The sequence below is a fragment of the Bacillus sp. LL01 genome (genome assembly GCF_001037965.1).
Map to the genome: position 1 here is coordinate 335,735 of NZ_LFEL01000001.1, position 19,333 is coordinate 355,067.

General features: G+C 41.8%; 23 protein-coding genes. 4 read left to right on the plus strand and 19 right to left on the minus strand.

All coding sequences use genetic code 11. From position 1 onward, the window contains the following. Positions 1-11 precede the first annotated feature (11 nt). The 15 genes from AB685_RS01655 to AB685_RS01725 all read right to left on the minus strand — a co-directional run bounded on the left by AB685_RS01655 (position 12) and on the right by AB685_RS01725 (position 13,718). Positions 12-866 carry a 3-hydroxyacyl-CoA dehydrogenase gene (locus AB685_RS01655; RefSeq protein WP_047968812.1) on the minus strand — a complete coding sequence of 285 codons (855 nt, stop codon included), beginning with the start codon at positions 864-866 and terminating at the stop codon, positions 12-14. 512 nt (positions 867-1,378) lie between these two features. After that, the gene (locus AB685_RS01660; RefSeq protein ID WP_047968813.1) at positions 1,379-2,896 is read right to left on the minus strand and encodes an aldehyde dehydrogenase family protein; all 1,518 of its coding nucleotides are present in this window, start codon (positions 2,894-2,896) and stop codon (positions 1,379-1,381) included. A 48-nt stretch (positions 2,897-2,944) separates the two neighbouring features. After that, positions 2,945-3,718, minus strand: coding sequence for an enoyl-CoA hydratase-related protein (locus AB685_RS01665; RefSeq protein WP_047968814.1), 774 nt, complete (start codon positions 3,716-3,718; stop codon positions 2,945-2,947). Between the two features lie 14 nt (positions 3,719-3,732). After that, positions 3,733-4,512: an enoyl-CoA hydratase-related protein gene (locus AB685_RS01670; protein ID WP_047968815.1), complete on the minus strand. Its 780-nt coding sequence runs from the start codon at positions 4,510-4,512 to the stop codon at positions 3,733-3,735. Next, on the minus strand, positions 4,505-4,813 hold the full coding sequence (locus tag AB685_RS01675; protein WP_047968816.1) for an EthD family reductase: 309 nt from the start codon (positions 4,811-4,813) through the stop codon (positions 4,505-4,507). Before AB685_RS01675 ends, AB685_RS01670 begins: the two co-directional genes overlap by 8 nt. A gap of 133 nt (positions 4,814-4,946) precedes the next feature. After that, on the minus strand, positions 4,947-5,438 hold the full coding sequence (paaD, locus tag AB685_RS01680; protein WP_047968817.1) for a 1,2-phenylacetyl-CoA epoxidase subunit PaaD: 492 nt from the start codon (positions 5,436-5,438) through the stop codon (positions 4,947-4,949). Between the two features lie 43 nt (positions 5,439-5,481). After that, the gene (gene paaC / locus AB685_RS01685) at positions 5,482-6,303 is read right to left on the minus strand and encodes a 1,2-phenylacetyl-CoA epoxidase subunit PaaC (RefSeq protein ID WP_047969682.1); all 822 of its coding nucleotides are present in this window, start codon (positions 6,301-6,303) and stop codon (positions 5,482-5,484) included. Then, a complete protein-coding gene (gene paaB, locus AB685_RS01690; protein WP_047968818.1) occupies positions 6,303-6,647 on the minus strand; it encodes a 1,2-phenylacetyl-CoA epoxidase subunit PaaB in 345 nt (114 codons plus the stop codon). Before paaB ends, paaC begins: the two co-directional genes overlap by 1 nt. Positions 6,648-6,663: 16 nt before the next feature. After that, on the minus strand, positions 6,664-7,632 hold the full coding sequence (gene paaA, locus AB685_RS01695; protein ID WP_047968819.1) for a 1,2-phenylacetyl-CoA epoxidase subunit PaaA: 969 nt from the start codon (positions 7,630-7,632) through the stop codon (positions 6,664-6,666). An 84-nt stretch (positions 7,633-7,716) separates the two neighbouring features. Continuing rightward, positions 7,717-9,039: a phenylacetate--CoA ligase gene (locus tag AB685_RS01700; RefSeq protein WP_047968820.1), complete on the minus strand. Its 1,323-nt coding sequence runs from the start codon at positions 9,037-9,039 to the stop codon at positions 7,717-7,719. A gap of 171 nt (positions 9,040-9,210) precedes the next feature. Next, positions 9,211-10,377 carry a DUF2812 domain-containing protein gene (locus AB685_RS01705; protein ID WP_047968821.1) on the minus strand — a complete coding sequence of 389 codons (1,167 nt, stop codon included), beginning with the start codon at positions 10,375-10,377 and terminating at the stop codon, positions 9,211-9,213. 288 nt (positions 10,378-10,665) lie between these two features. Next, positions 10,666-11,331: a bacillithiol biosynthesis deacetylase BshB2 gene (gene bshB2, locus AB685_RS01710; protein ID WP_047968822.1), complete on the minus strand. Its 666-nt coding sequence runs from the start codon at positions 11,329-11,331 to the stop codon at positions 10,666-10,668. 18 nt (positions 11,332-11,349) lie between these two features. Further along, complete coding sequence (locus AB685_RS01715; protein ID WP_047968823.1) at positions 11,350-11,691, minus strand: YojF family protein; 342 nt, start codon at positions 11,689-11,691, stop codon at positions 11,350-11,352. Between the two features lie 166 nt (positions 11,692-11,857). Then, positions 11,858-12,451 carry an alpha/beta hydrolase gene (locus tag AB685_RS01720; RefSeq protein WP_047968824.1) on the minus strand — a complete coding sequence of 198 codons (594 nt, stop codon included), beginning with the start codon at positions 12,449-12,451 and terminating at the stop codon, positions 11,858-11,860. Between the two features lie 139 nt (positions 12,452-12,590). Beyond that, the gene (locus AB685_RS01725; protein ID WP_053073692.1) at positions 12,591-13,718 is read right to left on the minus strand and encodes a hypothetical protein; all 1,128 of its coding nucleotides are present in this window, start codon (positions 13,716-13,718) and stop codon (positions 12,591-12,593) included. Between the two features lie 133 nt (positions 13,719-13,851). Between AB685_RS01725 and AB685_RS01730 the strand changes: the two genes are divergently transcribed. Beyond that, entirely contained in the window at positions 13,852-14,583 is a 732-nt protein-coding gene (locus tag AB685_RS01730) for a ZIP family metal transporter (protein ID WP_047968825.1), read from the plus strand. A 40-nt stretch (positions 14,584-14,623) separates the two neighbouring features. Here the strand turns inward: AB685_RS01730 and AB685_RS01735 are convergent, their stop codons facing one another. The 3 genes from AB685_RS01735 to deoD all read right to left on the minus strand — a co-directional run bounded on the left by AB685_RS01735 (position 14,624) and on the right by deoD (position 16,886). After that, on the minus strand, positions 14,624-15,469 hold the full coding sequence (locus tag AB685_RS01735) for a M15 family metallopeptidase (RefSeq protein ID WP_047968826.1): 846 nt from the start codon (positions 15,467-15,469) through the stop codon (positions 14,624-14,626). Between the two features lie 179 nt (positions 15,470-15,648). After that, on the minus strand, positions 15,649-16,056 hold the full coding sequence (locus AB685_RS01740; RefSeq protein ID WP_047968827.1) for a secondary thiamine-phosphate synthase enzyme YjbQ: 408 nt from the start codon (positions 16,054-16,056) through the stop codon (positions 15,649-15,651). A gap of 125 nt (positions 16,057-16,181) precedes the next feature. After that, positions 16,182-16,886, minus strand: a complete 705-nt coding sequence (deoD, locus tag AB685_RS01745) for a purine-nucleoside phosphorylase (RefSeq protein ID WP_047968828.1) — start codon at positions 16,884-16,886, stop codon at positions 16,182-16,184. A 43-nt stretch (positions 16,887-16,929) separates the two neighbouring features. Between deoD and AB685_RS30790 the strand changes: the two genes are divergently transcribed. Both AB685_RS30790 and AB685_RS31620 read left to right on the plus strand, forming a co-directional pair. Beyond that, positions 16,930-17,160, plus strand: coding sequence for a hypothetical protein (locus tag AB685_RS30790; protein WP_128755782.1), 231 nt, complete (start codon positions 16,930-16,932; stop codon positions 17,158-17,160). A gap of 74 nt (positions 17,161-17,234) precedes the next feature. Beyond that, the gene (locus AB685_RS31620) at positions 17,235-17,378 is read left to right on the plus strand and encodes a hypothetical protein (protein WP_198530438.1); all 144 of its coding nucleotides are present in this window, start codon (positions 17,235-17,237) and stop codon (positions 17,376-17,378) included. A gap of 45 nt (positions 17,379-17,423) precedes the next feature. On the opposite strand, the gene AB685_RS01750 is transcribed toward AB685_RS31620, so the two are convergent. After that, the gene (locus AB685_RS01750) at positions 17,424-17,717 is read right to left on the minus strand and encodes a YodL domain-containing protein (RefSeq protein WP_241773225.1); all 294 of its coding nucleotides are present in this window, start codon (positions 17,715-17,717) and stop codon (positions 17,424-17,426) included. Positions 17,718-17,915: 198 nt separating this feature from the next. On the opposite strand from AB685_RS01750, the gene AB685_RS01755 reads away from it, so the two are divergent. Then, positions 17,916-19,067 carry a DUF2515 family protein gene (locus tag AB685_RS01755; protein ID WP_082153458.1) on the plus strand — a complete coding sequence of 384 codons (1,152 nt, stop codon included), beginning with the start codon at positions 17,916-17,918 and terminating at the stop codon, positions 19,065-19,067. Positions 19,068-19,333: the final 266 nt, after the last annotated feature.

The following is a 19,333-nucleotide window of genomic DNA, read 5'->3' on the forward strand; positions in this document are numbered from 1 at the left end:
TTAACACCTCTCTAGTTGTAATTTTGGTAGTCATAGACCCCTTTGCCGCTTTTTCTTCCTAATCTTCCTGCTTTTACGTATTTTTCAAGAAGTGGTGCGGGCCGATACTTTTCACCGAGTTTCTCATGCAAGTATTTTAAATTATTGAGACGAGTATCCAAACCTACCAAGTCCCCAAGCTCAAACGGACCCATAGGATAATTAAGTCCAAGCTTGATCGCCTTATCGATTTCTTCAGGTGTACCAACACCCTCTTGAAGCATATAGAATGCTTCATTTCCGACCAATGCACTGATCCTACTCGTAACAAATCCAGGGAATTCATTCACAACAACTGTCTCTTTCCCCATTTTTTCAGCTGCATGCCGAATAAAGTCGGCTGTTTCGTCACTTGTTTCCAGACCACGGACAATTTCAACCAGCTTCATTTTATGTACAGGATTAAAAAAATGCATCGCAATCACTTTATCTGGTCGTGATGTAAAGCTTCCTATTTCTGTCGGACTCATTGTAGAGGTATTGGAAGCGAAATAACAATTGGCAGGCGCAAACCTGTCTATCTTTTCGAAAACGGATTTTTTGATGTCCATATTTTCCGGTACAGCTTCTATGATAAGATCGGCAAACTTAGCAGCTTGCTCTAGGTCTGTAGAGTAATGAAGGTATTCCCTGAACTGCTCAGATTGATGGTCGGATAATTTTCCTCTTTCCACCCCTTTTGAAAGAATCGTTTCTATTTCACTCCTGGCACCTGCAAGCTGTTCTTCCTTCACATCAATAAGTGTTGTATGGAATCCTCCGAGTGCACTAACATAAGCAATACCCCGTCCCATTACTCCAGAGCCGATGACAACCACTTTCTCCATGTTTTTTCTCCTCCTTTATCGTGCCAATAAAAACCGGGCAAAAACCGCCCGGTCCTTTTAAAACTAAAAAACTTTAGTTGTTTGGTTAATCACCGCTGTTCCTTTCCACAAATGTCTGCGCTTTCCGCGGGGCGACCTTGAGCCTCCTCGTTTCACTGCGGGGTCTCAAAATTGTCGCTACTCCCCCGCTGGAGTCTTCGCCATTTGCTCCAATCCACAGCTAGAATTTACGTGATCGAAACGTTATTTCTTTTTCAGTTAACTAAGATGGATGCCCCTTCCTAAACCCTTAGTTGAATGAAGACATCTTGTCGATTGGAGTGGAAGGCGCGCAGACGCCCGCGGGAGGAAGGGACAGGTGAGACCCCTGAAGCGTTGTGAGGAGGCTCACGGACCGCCCGCAGGCAAGCGAAGCGCCTGAAACGGAAATCAACAGAATTAAATACTTGCTTATTTTTTGAAAAAAGCAAAGAGGACAAGCCCCTTTGCTCCGTACTTGATGTTTATTGCATTTAGATGCCGAACGGATTCAATGGGCGATTTCCAAAGTAGGAAATGATACTTTTTGTTTCTGTGTAAAGGTCCAGTGTTTCAATGCATAGCTCACGCCCAAATCCGGATTGTTTGTATCCTCCAAATGGTGTTCCAGGGAATGCAGAGAATGGGCAGTTCACCATCACGATTCCAGCTTGAATCTGTTTGGCTACACGTGTTGCGCGACCATGATCTTTCGTCCAGATTGCAGAGCCTAGCCCATATTCACTATCATTTGCAAGCTTCACTGCTTCTTTTTCATCGCTGAATGGCATTACGACCACTACCGGTCCGAAAATTTCCTCTTTCACTACTTTCATTTCATGTGTTACGCCAGTGATGATAGTAGGCTCATACCAGAAACCATTTTCGTAACCTTCCACCTTCGCAACCTTGCCTCCAAGAACAATATCCGCTCCTTCTTCTTTTGCAGATTGAACATAACCATCAATGACATCTAATTGGCCTTGGTTGATGATGGCACCAATATGGGTTTCTTTAGCAAAAGGATCACCAAGAGACAGCTTCTTCGCTTTCTCTACAAACTTTTCCATGAATGTGTCATAGATGTTTTCGTGAACATAAAGTCGGGAACGCGCTTCACAAGATTGTCCAGTATTATAGAAGATTCCAAATAGGGATCCATCTACCGCTGCATCTATGTCTGCATCTTCAAACACAAGATTAGGAGATTTTCCTCCAAGCTCCAAAGTTACACGCTTCAATGTTTGAGACGCTTTTTCCATAATGTCTTTTCCGATTGGGGTGGATCCCGTGAAAGCCACTTTGTCTACATTCGGATGTTCGACAAGGTAGTTACCAACCTCGGAACCTGCACCAGGGATGATATTGACAACCCCTTCAGGCACTCCAGCTTCCACACAGATTTCACCTAAAACAATAGCAGTAAGTGGAGTTAGTGTCGCAGGCTTTACGACAACCGAGCAGCCAACTGCGATGGCCGGAGCAATCTTCCAGGCAGCCATCATCAAAGGATAATTCCAAGGGATGATCTGTGCACAAACTCCAACCGGCTCTTTTTCAGTGAAGTTATGGAACTGGCCAGGGACGTTATTTACAGATCCGCGGTGCCCCACAATGGCACCGGCATAGAATTCGAAGTCTTCAATGGCTTGCATGACCTGACCTTGTGCGGCGGACAGGGATTTTCCTGTATCCAGAATCTCCAATTCTACCAATTCGTTAAAACGGGAGCGCATAATGGAGGCGATTTTATTTAACGTTCTTGCACGTTTATTTAACGGAAACAGTTTCCACTTCCCTTTGTCAAATGCTAGACGTGCCGCTTGGACGGCTTTTTCAGCATCTTCTTTGGAGGCTTTTGCAATGGTTGCAACAGCTTCTCCTGTTGCAGGGTTGTAAGTAGTGAAGGTTTCTCCGTTTGAACCTTCCATACGTTGACCGTTGATGATAAGTTGGTAGGAATCACGTTTCATTTCTAGTTGTTCCATTTTTTGATCTTTTACTGTAGCCATAAGTTCATCTCCTTTAAATTTGTCAATCCTATATAAATGTGTAGCAGGTCATTTACCTTTGAAAGCCGGTCTTCTCTTTTCGATAAAGGAGGTTACTCCTTCTTTATGGTCGTTGGACAGCCCGGCAATCCGTTGTCCGTATGCTTCCTGCTCGAGATACTCGTCGTACGTGAGGTTCCAGCTTGCTTGTATGGAGCGCTTGATAAGTCCTATTGCCTGTGTAGGCATATTGGCTAGTCTGTAGGAAAAAGCCTGCACTTCCTCTTGCCAGCTATCCACAGGTACCACTTTTGTTACAAGCCCTAATTCCATTGCCTCTTGGGCTTTGATTTTTTCACCGAAAACAGCCAGTTCCAATGCCTTGGCGTTGCCTACTAGCTTAGGAAGATAATAAAGATTTCCGGAGTCAGGAATCAAACCTACATGTATGAATGCCTGAACAAAGCTTGCTTTCTCGGAGACAATCCTGAAATCGCATGCCAACGCAAGGCTGAATCCAGCTCCTGCCGCAACGCCATTCACGGCTGCAATTACAGGTTTTTCACACCGGGCAAGCTGTTTCATCATCGGTCCGTATCTTGTACGCAATACTTCGCCATGATCCATATTTTCATCCACTTCCGCAAGGTCCTGGCCCGAAGAGAACGCTCTGCCTTCGCCTGTGATGACAATGGCTCTTACATCCCCGTCCGCACTTGCCTGCTTTAGGGCTTTCGTAATCTCCCGATTCATTTGTTCTGTAAACGCATTCAATTTATCGGGGCGGTTCATGATGATCCATGCTACCTGGTTCTCTTGCTCATATCTGATTGTTTCAAACAATGGACTGCACCTCCTTATTCCCCTTCGAATTTAGGCTTGCGTTTTTCTTTGAAAGCGCGCATGCCTTCTTTTTGATCATTGGATGCAAATAAAAGATAGAAATTCTTTCTTTCATATTGCATTCCTTCATACAAGGAATAATCTACCGCTTTATGGACGGATTCTTTGATTAATCGAAGGGAAAGAGGCGGTTGCTTTCCAATTTTATGGGCAAATTTCATTGTTTCTTCCATTAATAGCTCTTGGGCGATGACTCGGTTGATCACGCCGTAATGCAATGCTTCCTTTGCACTCATTCTATCCCCGGTGAGCAGCCACTCCATCGCTTTTGATTTCCCCATCAGCTTTGTCAACCTCTGGGTTCCTCCTGCTCCAGGCATGACCCCAAGACTGATCTCAGGAAAACCGAACTCGGCATCATGTGCTGCGAAAAGGATATCGCAGCACAGGGCGAGTTCAAATCCACCACCAAGGGCAAAGCCTTGAACAGCACCGACAATCGGTTTCTTCACCCACGCTAGGCGGTCCCATTCGGTGAATTGATTCAAGAGTTCCAGTTCTATAGCAGTAGCTTCAGCCATTTCATCGATATCTGCTCCTGCTGCAAAGGCGCGTCCATTTCCAGCCAAGACGATAACTTTCACAGCGTCATTACGATCAAATTCTTCTATCACAGTTACAATTTCGGATACCATTGGTCTGTTGATCGCATTCAACACTTTTGGTCGATTCAGCTTAACGATACCAATTGAATTTTCTATTGAAACTTCAATAAATTCGTACGATTTACTCATTCACTTCTTCACCAATCATCAGGGTAACCAGATCGCCGGCAAAGCTCATTAAATCCTTTCCAGATGCTTTTGCTTCATCTGTTCTCATTGCTTGCTTCAATGCGTCGTGGTTGTCATAATACATTTCGCACATCAGATAGTACTTGCCTTCCCCACCCATTGGACTTCCTACAACTTTTGTTACTTCCATCTTACGTAGACCAGGGATCTTAGCTGTAATAGGTGCATGCGTGTCAAAATAGTGCTGATCGAATGACTCGTTATTTTCCGGATGCTTGTAAAGTGCGATTAATTTTACCATTCAAAATCTCTCCTTTTTTATAGGCTCTGTTGTACACCGCTGTTGATCTTGGCACTAGGCTCCAATCTACAGCTAGGTTACTCAAAGCTTTTTATGTAATTGCCCAAGAGTTTTACTCTAAAGGCATTGGTGCTTACATCATCGTAGAAATAGGTTTCATCGCTTCAAATGGATTCTTGCACCCTTTGCAGTAGAGAATGCTTCTGCAGGCAGTTGGTCCAAAAATATTGTCAAGCGTAGTGTAGGTAGAGCCACAATAAGGACAATCCACATGCCATTCTCCTGATTCATCAAGCTCAGGCGGTGGGGCAATCCCGAATTCCTTCAGGTTCATTCTGCCTTCCGCAGTAATGCGATCTGAAGTCCAAGGAGGCTGGTAGATGAATTGAACCACCACCTTCTTGAATAATGACAAGCTATCAATCTCGTTTTCCACATTTTTTTTGATGATCTCAAGAGCAGGGCACCCCATGAATGTAGGTAACATCTTGATGGTAAGTTCCTGGTCGTATAGATCAATCGTTTCCACCATTCCAAGGTCCACGACACTGACAGAATCTATTTCTGGATCCTTTACATGATGTAAAGCCTCCCAAACCTTCATGATTTTCGTTTCTTCCTGCATGTTGTCATCATTCCTTTATGTTTGGCTAAATAGTGAATGACTGTTACCAAACTGCTGCTGGGTTACTGCTATAAACTTCACCGAGTGTTAGCAGGGCATCCTCCAAGTCCTTGGTATGCTCACCATTTCTTCCATTGCCGCTTTTCATCCCCATTTTTGCGGGAAAAATCATATCCACTTTTTCGAACATGGTTGTCATCTCAGCGACAAAGCGCTGACGCAATTCACTTTCCGTTTCTATTAAACTATATTGTGTAATTAGGTCTCCACTCGGACCCAAGGCTAGAACACCATCGAATTCTACTAAAACCCTCTCAATGGCAGCTTTCATCCTGCTTTTGGCATCACCGTTAGCTGTGCATAATTGTCTGAACCATGTTCTCCAATGCAATAGATGATAGTAGAGCTCCATATTCACCTTTACCGCTACATGCTTCAAAGGTTCATAGGAGGAATATTTCAATGATTCCACTTTGATTTTCTTTGCCTGGGTGTAAAAGTAATGCCTGACCACCGTATAAGCCCAGTCATATTTCGGTTCAGTAAGATAGGTACCGGAGCCGTTCACTTTTTCTAGAAGAATCGCATTAACACGGTCTTCCGCTTTTCTTGCATGTGCCAAAGCATCCATATCCCCTTCGCCAAGATCCTCGAGCAATTGATAGTACATGGCGGCATGCCCCATTGTGTCCTGGTTAATGGAAGAAAAGGCAACATCCTCCTCGATGTGGGGAGCAAGGCCAAGCCATTCCGAGCCTCTATAGGCAATGATGAAGTCATCATCTGCAAGTTGATACAATAATGCCGTAAGGGCCTTATAGTAGGATTTATCTTTTTTTGCTTCCTCAACTGATGCTATATTCATTACTTTTTCTTCCCTCCCCATGACATGATTTCCTGTTCATCAAGCATGCCCTGCTCATAATGACGCCATTTTTTCTTCAAATACCCATAGCCTTTTGTGTTGCGATAATCTTTGTTATCAATTCTCTGCAACGATACGCGCTCTTCCTGCGTCATTTTTCGGATATTCGCTCGTTGTACCACCCAAATATCCACAGCAGGTTCGCGGCGCATGAAATTTTCCTGTGCCATCACAAGCGCGATCTCCTGATTTGGTGCAAGGAGGCTGAACTGATATTGAATAGGGGAGGTGTGGGTTCTTTTACTGAACACTTCAAACTCTTTATAAAAACCTTTTGTACTCATCCGTTAAGCTCCTCTCTCAACCTGCTGTTGTTTCGGAGCTTAACGCTTCACGAACCCATGCATTATTTTCATGTGCAATTACTCTTAAGCGCAAACGGTCCTTTGATTTTGGTCCGTTATTCTTGATGATCTCCTTGAAATAGCTCCAATCAGGCTGCTTGTAAATCCATATCTGCTCTTCCTCATTAAAGTGCATCGTTTCGTCAGGCAATGTAAGCCCAAGTGAGAGGACACGCGGAATATATTTTGTAAAAAAATCCTGGCGCAGCTCTTCATTACTTTTTGTCCTGATGTTGTACTTCATGGTGATATCCTGCTTGGTAGTACCTGTAGTGGATGCATCAGCTGGACCGAAGAACATCAATAATGCCTCCCACCAGCGGTTGATAGAATCTTGAATCATAGCTCTTTGTTCTTCTGTTCCTTCTGCAAGTGCCATGATGATCGCTTCTCCATGCTGTGCATGAAAGACTTCTTCTGCACAGATACGTTTGAGAGCTCTTGCATATGGGCCATATGACGCGTCAAGCATATTGGTTTGAGAAATGATGGCAGCTCCGTCGACAAGCCAGCCTATAAGACCCGCATCACCCCAAGTTGGTGCTTCCATGTGAAAAACATTATGAAACTTCAAATCTCCTGAAAACAAATCTTGCATGATTTCTTCTCTAGATTTTCCATAAGGTTCCATCAGATCCTCCGCTACTCTTAACAGCAGTTGACCATGCCCCATTTCATCCTGGACCTTAGCCATTATGCCAAGCTTTCTTTTTAAAGTAGGAGCTTTCGGTACCCATTCCTTTTCTGGAAGCGCTCCCATTATTTCGCTGATTGCATGCATTGATATCAATTTGATCAAGGTTTTGCGGTATTCTTCCGGCATCCAGTCATCCGCCTCGATCTTTTCCCCTGCCTGGATACGCTGCATGAAATGCTCATGTTTCTCTTCTTCCGTCAAGCGGTCAAACGATAATGAGTTGGTCATTTTCGCCGCCTCCTATTTCTATAACGTTTATTTAACGTAATTATATAATAATGTTATACGTTTATCAACTCTGAAAGTTCTGAATTATTGAGATAGGGACATTCTTTTATCAATAATACGGATAGCTTTTCCTTCTGAGCGTGGGATTGTCCTTGGCTCCACTATGTTTGCCTTTACACTGATATAGCATTTTGATTTCAGTTCATATTCAACTTCTTTTGCGATAGCTTTTAATCTATTCGCTCTTTCATTCCTATCTGTTTGTAGAAACGCATTCTCTTGCATTTCAACCTGCACTACCACCATATCTAAGCTTTTCTCACGGGAAACAAAAATCTGGTAATGAGGGGATACATCTTTGATTTGCAGCAATGTATGCTCAATTTCCGATGGAAAGATATTCACTCCCCTGATGATCAGCATGTCATCTACTCTACCCTTTACACGGGACATTTTCGTTGTCGTCCTGCCGCAAACACATTTTTCTCTTCTGATGGAGGCGATATCGCCTGTCCTGTAACGGATAATAGGCATGGCTTCCTTTGAAAGGCTAGTGAACACAAGTTCTCCCACTTCCCCATCCTGTAGGCCTTCCAAGGTATCCGGATCAATAACTTCAACGAAGAAATGATCCTCCGCAACATGCAGTCCATCCTGTGCCTCATGGCATTCCATCGCTACCCCCGGTCCGATTACTTCACTTAAGCCGTAGATATCGCATGCTTTCAGCGCAAATCTTTCTTCTAAGGTTTTCCTCATTTCCTCGGACCACGGTTCTGCCCCAAAGATTCCGAATTGTAATGAGGTTTGTTTCGGATCCATTCCTAAATCAATCATCTTATCAGCGATATTAAGAACATAAGAAGGTGTCCCACAAATTACAGTCGGTTGAAAATCTTGGATTAGCTGTATTTGCCTTTCCGTATTCCCACCGGACACAGGAACCGTCATCATTCCCAATCTTTCACTTCCATAATGCAATCCCAGGCCGCCTGTAAAAAGCCCGTATCCATATGCATTATGAAGAATGTCTCCACTTCTTCCTCCTGCCATCGCGATGGCACGTGCAGCTATGTCACTCCACATGTCGATATCTTGTTTGGAATAGGCAACGACCGTAGGCTTCCCGCTAGTTCCCGAAGAAGCATGAAGTCTTGTTATTTGATTTCTGGGAATGGCAAAAAGCCCGAATGGATAGTTGTCCCGCAACTCTCTTTTTGTGGTGAATGGAAGCTTTCGAATGTCTTGGATCGTTTGAATTTCGGAAGGAGTGATGCTACTGTTCTCAAGCTTTTGTTTGTAGAAAGGCACATTATTAAAAACCTTGTGAACAGTATATTTCAACCTAATAGATTGTAGGCTTCTCATCTCTGATACAGACAATGTTTCCGTATCATGAAGAATCATGGCTGCCCCACCTTTCGCTTTATTAATATAACGAATTTTTTTCGTCATCTAACAATATGTAATATTACTCAACACCATTAAAATAACCTCGCTAAGTGCAAATGTCAACTAATAATTCAGAAGATTCTTTCTTCTGTTAATAAAAAAAGCAGAGGCTCAGGGGCTCTGCAGTTAGTCTTTCAATTTGGAGTGGGATGTTTTTATAATTACTTCCATTGACTCTTTTCCGAAATATATTACATGGTATATCATATTATCTTTCCTTGCTATAAAGGATTCCTCCAAAATGTACAACTCATCGTATTCTGAATCATTTTGATGTGTAAGGGCACCTCTGAAAAACTCTTTTTGCTCCTCCAATAGGTGCTGCATTAGATTTTGAGCTAACCATTCATTCTGCACAACGTATTTACGTGATGTCAGAGACGGACGATAGGGACCACTTCCATCCTCCCATAACTCTCCTTCTACCTCTACTAGTTGATTTAATTCATATTGCTCCGGAACAAGAATGCTCGAATTAAAAGAATAATAGTTTTCGAGATTCATATTATCGTTATATTGAAATGGCTCATATGCCTCGTTTTCCAGGAAGTCTGCTAGTTGAACCACCGGCAATTGCTCTTTCGGAATTGGAGGGTAACCACTCGCCATTGATGTATTAGCAGCTTCCACCCATTCATAAATAAAAAACAGTGAGAAGACCGCTATTACAGCTAATCCTACCGTTTTATTAATCCAATACTTCCTTCGATAATCCGCTTGATGATTTAGGGGCCGATTTTCCTCGAGTTTCCATACCAATTTTTTTAAATGTATAATCCCTCTCCACATCAATAAATTTATTAATAGAAAAGTAAGTATCATAATTAAGGGTGGCAAAAAATCGTCTTGAAGATAGTTGTGAACTGGATTTGCCGTTAACATAAAAAAGGATAAGGTGATGATGATCAGGGAGAGAAAAAATAAGATAGATGCCCTCGCTTTTAAATCTCTTTTCAAAACACTTACAGTTTCTGTCTGTTTTATTTGATCTGTATGTATTTCTTGAATAGTTCTTTCAGGGATACTTCTGAAAAAATGCAGGTGACTTCTCGAGTTGACGTACTCCCACCCGGCTTGTTCATATAAATCCAGCCGCTCTTGATCTTCGAACACGGATTCTTTAATAATATCTGCTCGAAAATCAACAGTTTGTGGTGAGCTTTTGGTGAAGGTTGCGGTAAGCTTATTCATCTTCTTTAGCTTCCACCCTTTAGAAGCTAAATCGGAGAGCCATGCTTCCTGTTCTTCAATTTGCCATAAGTCCAGCCACATAATTTTTCTCTTTGTTTTCACGTGTCTTTCCCCCCCATAATCTACTAAACCCCACCATAAAATAACTAGTCTCTTTTCACAAAGATTGTTGCTATTCACTACTAAAAAGTCGGCTATTGGACTTTTTACGCCTTATCTACTCAAAAATAGGCATGTAGTTTACTCTGGGTACCCGAGAAAAGAACACGACAGTATGGAATATAACGGTTGGTTGATAAATACGAAAAAGCAACAAAGTTTACGAAAACAGCCAATAACTATGACACAAAAAAATCGGGAGATTCAGTCCCCCGATTCAATTACACACCTTTAAACTTTATAGGTCCAAAACGTTTCTCTATACAACCAATCCTCAATTTCAGGAGCGTTATCCTTCAATTGTTTTTCCATCAGCTCTACCCAACCACTTGTTTGGGACTTGTGTGCCTTGATGGCTTTCAGTTTTTCTTCTGCAACTGTTCGGATATCAATGGTGACATCAGGTTCGCCTATCAGCTCTACACTATTTTTCAATATTGCCTTACCGTAGACTGTTGGCCTCTCTTGTTCAGGAAGTCTTCCTACCGCGATTGCGACTGCGTTACTCATCGCATCATGATCTGGATGCACGCCATGTCCAGGGTAGAAAGTAAGAATTAAGCTGGGTTTTAATTCCATAAGCGCTTCCTCCACGATGTCCGCAAGATATTCCTCATCTTCAAATTCAAGCGTTTTATCATGTAACCCAAGCATACGCAAATCCTCAATCCCCATCACCTTGCATGCATCCAATAATTCTTTTCTGCGGACCTCTGGTAATGTTTCACGGTTAGCAAATAGCGGATTCCCTAGGTTTCTCCCCATCTGTCCAAGAGTTCCACACAAATAGGTAACCGGGACTCCGCTTTGTGTAAAGAGCTTGATGGTACCTGATGAACTGAATGCTTCATCATCCGGATGAGGGAATACGACTAATACGTGTTTTTCCGCTTTCATTTTCATCTCTCCCCTCACTTAAAATGGTTCCTGGCTGACTTGTAATGCTACCGCCAGTTTCCCTTCAGGATTCAGACCGGCAAGCAACAGACGGTTTTTATCGTCCACTTCATAGTGGGTCACTCCTTCAGCGTAAACCCATCCATGCTCCAGTTTCAATCCTATTCGGCATGGACCATTCCCCACTATTTTTGCACGCTCGAATTTCAATGGGACATTACGGATGAATGCTCCCACAGCAAGGCCGGTATTATGATGTCCGGCGTAGGCCCCGTTTGTTGTTTCCAGGTGCACGAAGACTTTTAAATCAATAAGCTTATTTAATTCGACTTGCACATGGTTTTGGTCAATAAGCTTCATTTTTTTCCTCCAAAGGTTATGTACAGATTTTATTTCTTCCTTAAGTTTAATATATGTAGGCTATGAAAGAAAATGGTTTGCTCATTTTTAATCAGGCACAATTAATAATCTTCTGACTTGGAAGAGCAAAAGGAGCGAACCCTGAGAATCCGCTCTTCTCATTCAATCAAATTGTATCGTACCACTTTTTCGAAGCTTGTACCTCCGAGTGTGTTAACTGATGCCCTTGATATTCCCAGTGTATTTCCACCTTGGATCCTGCCGCTTCCAAAAGCAGGCTCAATTCTTCGGTTTCTGATGCCGGACAGATGGGATCATTTTTTCCTGCACCGATAAAGACAGGTGTTTTACTTAAGTCAGGTAGATTTACGCCTCTTCTTGGAACCATCGGATGATACAATACTGCCGCTTTTAACGATTTCTCATAATGGAAAAGAAGGCTCCCGGCAATATTGGCGCCATTTGAATATCCGATTGCTATCACGTTGGCACGTTTGAATTCGTATTTTTCCGCTGCTTCATCAAGGAAATCATGTAATTCTTTTGTACGGAAAATCAAGTCCTCTTCATCAAACACACCCTCCGAGAGTCGTCTGAAAAAGCGGGGCATACCATTTTCTGAGACGTTTCCTCTTACGCTCAATACCGATGCATCCGGATCAATCATTTCTGCTAAAGGAAGCAAGTCCTTCTCCGTCCCCCCTGTTCCGTGTAATAGGAGTAATACTCGGTCAGAACCTTTTTTGAAAATATGTTTCATAATAATATTCCCTCCTTGATCAATAATCATTAATATCTTGAATTCGAGATTATTCTAGTATAGGGCATGAATTTCATATCGTCAAACAAAAGGACATCAAAACAAAATCGAAAAAATAGAGGGTCAATTCCCTCTATTTTTATAATTGTTCAATCAGGTTTTTCAGATCCAAGGTCCAGGGCTCCTCAATGGAACCTCTATACAATTTAAAAGTGACATACCTGGATTCCGTCCCAGTGGAATCTCTGTGAATATAAAGCTTCACGTTTATCGGATAGTAAAGCTTCGTATCATAATCTTGATTGGCAGGTAAGTCGGAAAGCCGTTTAACAAGATCAATATCCCCCAGTGTCTTCACTTTTTTATTGAGGAAATCTCTGTTTTTATCGTCAAGAACAGAAGCGAGAATAAACCAGTCATGTTGATGAATGGACAAGACGGTCGCATCTACAATTTCAGATGGGGATAGTTTTTCTGTGTGATCCAGCCATTCTCCTGCCGCTTTTTTAATCATGATAGAATGCGCATGATCCATTTTTCTTGATTTGTGCGTGATGCTGTCCTGAAAGTGAATGCAGAAATGTCCCGGAAATCCATTTTGAAGGGCACCTTTCCCATGTGGCATCCCATGCATAGAGGCAGCATATTTATGATCCTCGGACAGAATCAGTATCGCCCTTCTATCCCAGCTCCACGTCCCTCTGTATATCTCTTTCATTATTCTTGTATCTTCATTTGTCAGGGGTTGAACATCAGCATGATAAGAACCTGCTCTTCTTTGAACTTTAAATGTTTTACCGCTATCAAGGTCCAATACGGTAAAACTACTATAGCGAGGTAAAGCGCTGTTTGCTTCATTCCAGGTGATTAGATCCCCATAATGCTTTCCGTAGAGCTTTTTCATGTCCTTGGCCAATTGATGGACAGCTTTTTCCGGAAGTACTAATATTGCTTTACTATCTTTCAAATCATATATGTTTAATTGATGATCAACTGCATATCTTTTCTCCCCATCCAGGCTGATAAAAATATCTGTTGGAGGCACTGGGTACGTAATATTCACCCATTTTCCTTTACGAATCGCCTTGCTAATAATTTTGGGTAAAGGCATGTCAGTGATATATCGGGAATCCAAGGATGTTTGTGCGTGATATTGTGCTTTATTATCCTTGTCGCCAATTGCAGAAGCAGTTTCAGTTCCAACTGGACTATATAATGAGAAGACTATGACTGCTACAAGTATGCCTAAAGGAAAAAATCTTTTCACCTTCATTTCCTCCTTCTTTTTTCAATTTGAAAGTACCTTTGTTATTTTGTCAAATATGCAATTAAAGTATGTTGAATTTTTTTTCGAGCACATTAAATAATATAAAACTTATCGGATAAAAAGGGTGAGATGTGTGGTAGAAGCATTGTTTTGGGGAGCGGTAGCTGGTGGTGCATTACTTCTTGGAGCTTTAGTGGGATTGTTTGTACCGATCCCGAGAAAAATTACTGGCTTTATTATGGCCTTTGGAACGGGGGTACTCATTGGAGCCGCTTCCTTTGAATTACTAGGGAAAATAGAGGAACGGGCAGGATATAGCTATGCAATTTTCGGCTTTTTGATCGGGTCTGCGATGTTCACTTCCTTGGAATTGATTATAAGCAAAAAAGGAGGAAAAGAAAGAAAGCTATCAAAAGAGAAAAGCGAAGGGCATTCCGGTATGGCTATTTTTATCGGGTCCATCATGGACTCCATTCCCGAATCGGTCATCATTGGGGTAAGTTTAATAAAAGCGAACAAAGTGAGCTGGGTCATCGTTTTAGCCATATTTATCAGCAATATCCCGGAAGCACTCTCAAGCTCAGTAGGCCTTAGAAAGGACGGATATTCTAGAAAAAAAATAATGTTTCTATGGACAATTGTATTCATTTTGACTACATTAAGCTCGTTCTTCGGCTTTATTGTCTTCAAAGAGTTAAATGAGCTTTACATGTATCTTGTGAGTGGGCTTGCAGCTGGTGGAATCATTGCCATGGTGGCATCCACCATGATGCCGGAAGCATTTGAAGAAGGTGGGCCAATTGTCGGTTTGCTGTCCGCACTCGGTTTACTGTGCTCCTACGTTTTATCAAGCGGAATATTATAAAGACCTCATCCCAAAGTAAGGATGAGGTCTTTATGGTTGGTTATTGTTTAATGGCACGATCGAAAAATTCTTCCAGTGTGAGGTCATGTTCATCCATGTATGCCGCCACTTCTTTGCCGACATAGCGAAGATGCCATGGTTCATATTGATAACCTGTAATGACCTCTCCCTCTTCTGGGTAGCGGATAATGAAACCATGCGCACTTGCATGCTCCTTTACCCATTTTCCTTCAGCGGTTTCTCCAAACTCTTCGGTCAAATCGAGAGCCGCAGAACGACTGGAAATGTCCATGGCCAACCCGGTCTGATGCTCACTGTGACCTGGAATGGCGGATACCGCATTAGTCTTCTCTTCTCCCCACTTTTTCAAATAGGAATTATAGATGCCGTACTGCGTTTCATAAGAACGATAGCCAGAAACCGCAAAAAGTTCCACATTTTCTTTTTCAGCAGTTGCAAAAAGCTCTTCCAATGCACGAGCTGCCTCTTCACGTAAATATTTCTTATCGAAGTCACCTTCAAATGAAAAAGGGACATCCGGAATGGTCAAGTCTTTTGGAACATAATCAGCTGGCAAGGACTGATTCTTGTTCACCAGTACAAGGATGTTATCCGTGTTTTCAATCACCTTTTCTTCAGTCAGAACAGTAAAGAACGGCTCATCCAATACATATTGGTTTTCATCGGTTTCTGGTGGTGCCTCGGTCTGCGGATCTTCTTCCGGTTGTTCCTCTTTCTCAACAGGTTCTTCTTCCTTAGGAGCCTCTTCCACGGTTTCTTCTTCCATAAAGTACTCCCAGAACTTCCAGTTAATATCATCCACTTGCTTGGAACAGCCTGTTAACAGCAACAAAATCACCAGGAAAGAGAAATGTTTCTTTTTCATACAATATCACCTTTTTACTATTCTAATATAATCGTTATGTGTTGGTTCATTTTTAAAGACGAAAGCTCCACTCAAGGTGAAACATACTTAAACAGTGTACCATTAATCTGTAACTCCGTAAAAAGATTTTACTGCGAAAATAGAAGATAAGAAAAAAGTCACCATCCTACATTAGGCTATCAATCGGCATCTTTGAACACTTTTATATACAGCTTTCTATGGCGAGGACCGTCAAATTCACAGAAAAAAATTCCCTGCCATGTACCAAGAACAAGCTGACCATTGTAAATGATTATTTGCTGTGAGCTCCCAAGTGTCATTGCTTTTAGATGAGCTGCTGTATTGCCTTCCATATGGCGGTATTTCGGATGTTCCCAAGGGTAAACTTCATCAAGACGCATCACGACGTCCTTTACAACATCTGGATCCGCATTTTCGTTAATGGTGATTCCGGCAGTTGTATGGGGACAATACACGATTACATGTCCCTCTTTCACACCTGATTTTAATACCAAACTTTCCACCTTGGTCGTGATATCCTGCCACTCATCCCTCTTGTATGTTTGCAAATTAATGGTATGCATCATTTTAAATCATCCTCTCTTTTGGTACAATCCTGTTATAGATTATTACACGTTATCGAAAATCGCTAAACTTGCCTTACACCATAATAAAAACCCTTGAGGGATATCCCACAAGGGTTTTTGATGTATTACTTTTTAGTAACAACTTCCAATGCTACTTCCATCATGTCGCTGAATGTGGACTGACGCTCTTCTGAAGTCGTTTCTTCTCCAGTAAGAATGTGATCACTAACAGTTAGAACAGATAGTGCATTACGTCCGTATTTAGCTGCTAATGTATAAAGAGCTGCAGATTCCATTTCAATTGCAAGGATTCCATATTTTGCCCATTTTTCAAGCTCGCCATTGTCATTATAGAACATATCTGCAGTGAAGACATTTCCAACTTTCAGATTAAGGCCTTTTTCCACTCCCACATCATAGGCTTTTTTCAGAAGGTCGAAGTTTGCAGTCGGTGCATAATCCACCCCGCCGAATGTCAAGCGGTTCATTTGGGAATCAGTTGATGCACTCATTGCAAGGATCACATCACGAACCTTTACATCCTTTTGAATAGCTCCGCAAGTTCCTACTCGTATCAAATTCTGTACGTTATATTCATTCATAAGCTCGTTAATATAGATGGAGATGGAAGGTACACCCATTCCAGTACCTTGAACCGAAATACGCTCACCTTTGTATGTACCTGTAAACCCTAACATTCCTCTTACTTCGTTGTAGCAGACAGCGTCCTCAAGGAACGTTTCCGCAATATATTTGGCACGTAACGGATCTCCCGGTAAAAGGATTGTTTCCGCTATATCACCTTGTTTTGCTCCAATATGTACACTCATTATGTGACCTCCTAATAGCTCTTGCCATTGTATCTTTTCAACAATGACTACTATACCATATATTACCCATGTTACAAAAGAATCTCTCTTCAAAAAAGCGCATTCTTTTACAATTCCAGCAAAACATAATAAAGCAAGAAAATCTTCATTCAGGATGGTGAACACATTGAAAAAGAAGCTTCAACAAGCCGTGGAACATGCAAATGCAACGAACACAACTAAAAAGAAAACAGCAGAGCCACATACTTCAAGACGAGATAAACTAAAAAGCTGAACATAAGTTACACATTTTAGTATATACAAAAAATCAATCTACCTTATGTGTAGGGCATAAAAGGAGATGGAATTATGGGAAAGAAACACCGTAATCGAATCAATGGCCAAAAGAAGAACAACCATATCAGTCCTGAAGCAATTGAAGCGGAACACACCGCCCATAAAAAAGAACATTCCCCGAACGGCCGTAAAAACGGTCCCGGAAACCATATCTAAATAACTGAAAAGGGCAAAGCATTGGCTTTGCCCTTTTCCCTTTCGCTACCTAACTGCGACCCGATTTATTTTTTTCCACCCACCGAACTCCAAACGGTAGTAGGTAATTCCTAAAGTACCCTCATCAATCATGATGACATCACCTGTCGCAATGAATCTCCCCTCGTAATCACGTGGAATGGAGTCTGTAACATTGAATTTTTTATAAATTTTATCTACAACTTCCTGATGATTGGTTCCCTCCATGGTTAATCGGAAAATGGGAGTGTACCCTTTGGATTCCCCGTAATTAGGTGTTTGCATAATGGTAACGTCAAATTCCCCAGTACCAATTTTCATTATTCTTTTAAGAGCCAACATCCTTTTCACCCCTCAACCATTTCTATATATACATTATTAGCAATTGACTCTGTCGAATCCTTCATCAAAATATAAAAAGTTTTGTCGAAAATCCTTTTTTATTGTAAGTAGACCTAATGACTCCCTTTCGTAACATGAAATCCTTTCCTCCCTCATAAGATAACCCGAGGTGATTTTATGTTGTTCAAGTGGTTTTCTGAAGCATCATCCAAGCAAAAAGATAAGCTGATGGTACAGGTATGGACTTCCGCAGATAAAGAGCAGCTGACAAAAGAATGGACAAAACCCGTGGCTTCGCCCTCAACAACTGTGATGGAACAAGATTTAATCATGAAAATCCGCAACAAAACAGCAAACCTCAACCGGAACAATATAACAAGAACAAACGCCTACTTGGATTATTACCTGAAGTATCCTGAGGTCCATTGGAGCTTATTGGCTCACATGGTTTCAAGAAACGGGGGCTGGAACATGACAGACCTGAAAGCCAGCCATATATCCGCCTTGCTTTCCTATGAGAAAATCTCCATATTGTTTCGGTTTCTTGAGAAAGCCAATCACCTCATTTTCCAAGATATTTACCCTCAACTGCTCCTATATGAAGAAAGCAAAAAGTACGGAAGACCGCTATTTTATCTACTATCCGAATTTCAGGTATCTCCTTTTATGGAACCAATATGGACACTTTTTTTGAAGAACAACAGCAAAAAAGAATTTCTTACCGTTTCATTGATCGTTAATGAACAGAATTTCATCGAGTATAACCTTCTTCAAAATCCATTCTTTCAGCAAAAAGTTCTTTCCAGTTTAACCTACCAATTACAGGAAAAGTTGGGTTTTACACTTGTTTTATTTCCGTACCAGAAGGATTTAAACACTTTTTTGACAGGGCTTCGAGTACAACAATTTTCCGATCTTGCCGCACGCATTGACATTGGGAAGAACCTATACGTTCTATTATTTAAAAACCAGAAGGTCTTGCAGGGATGTTTGCGTTTTTGCATGGAGAATGCTCATACAGGTTCAAGGGAAGTTTACCTACCTGCCGTTTTTGCATCTAAATCTACTCCCCATAAAATATATAGTCCCACCATTGAAGCTTCTTGGCCGGATTATCATCACCGCCCGGTTTCTCCTGTTGCATGGTTTAAAGACATTCAGGAGACGAGCAGGTTCTTTCATCTACCATCTAGCATAGAACCTGAAGATATGGAGAAAACACATTTATATAATTTGATAAAACTTACAGGAATGTCTGAACTTCATGGAATTTTTTTGAATCGGAACAACGACGAGAATGATCTCGTCGTGGGAAGCTATGGTCGATGAAGAGTGCGTTGAACATTTTTTATATAGGCTCTGTTAAACGCCGCTGTTGATTTCCGCAATAGGCTCGCTTTCCGCGGGGCGACCTTGAGCATCCTCGGGCTTTGCCCTGTGGGGTCTCAAGATTGTCGTTACTCCCCCGCAGGAGTCTACGTCTTTTGCTCCAATCAACAGCTAGAAACCAACTCATTATCAACAGTCAACTTGAACAGAGCCACTATATAAAACTTCCCCAATTAAAAATGCTGCCCCAAAGACGACAAACTCGC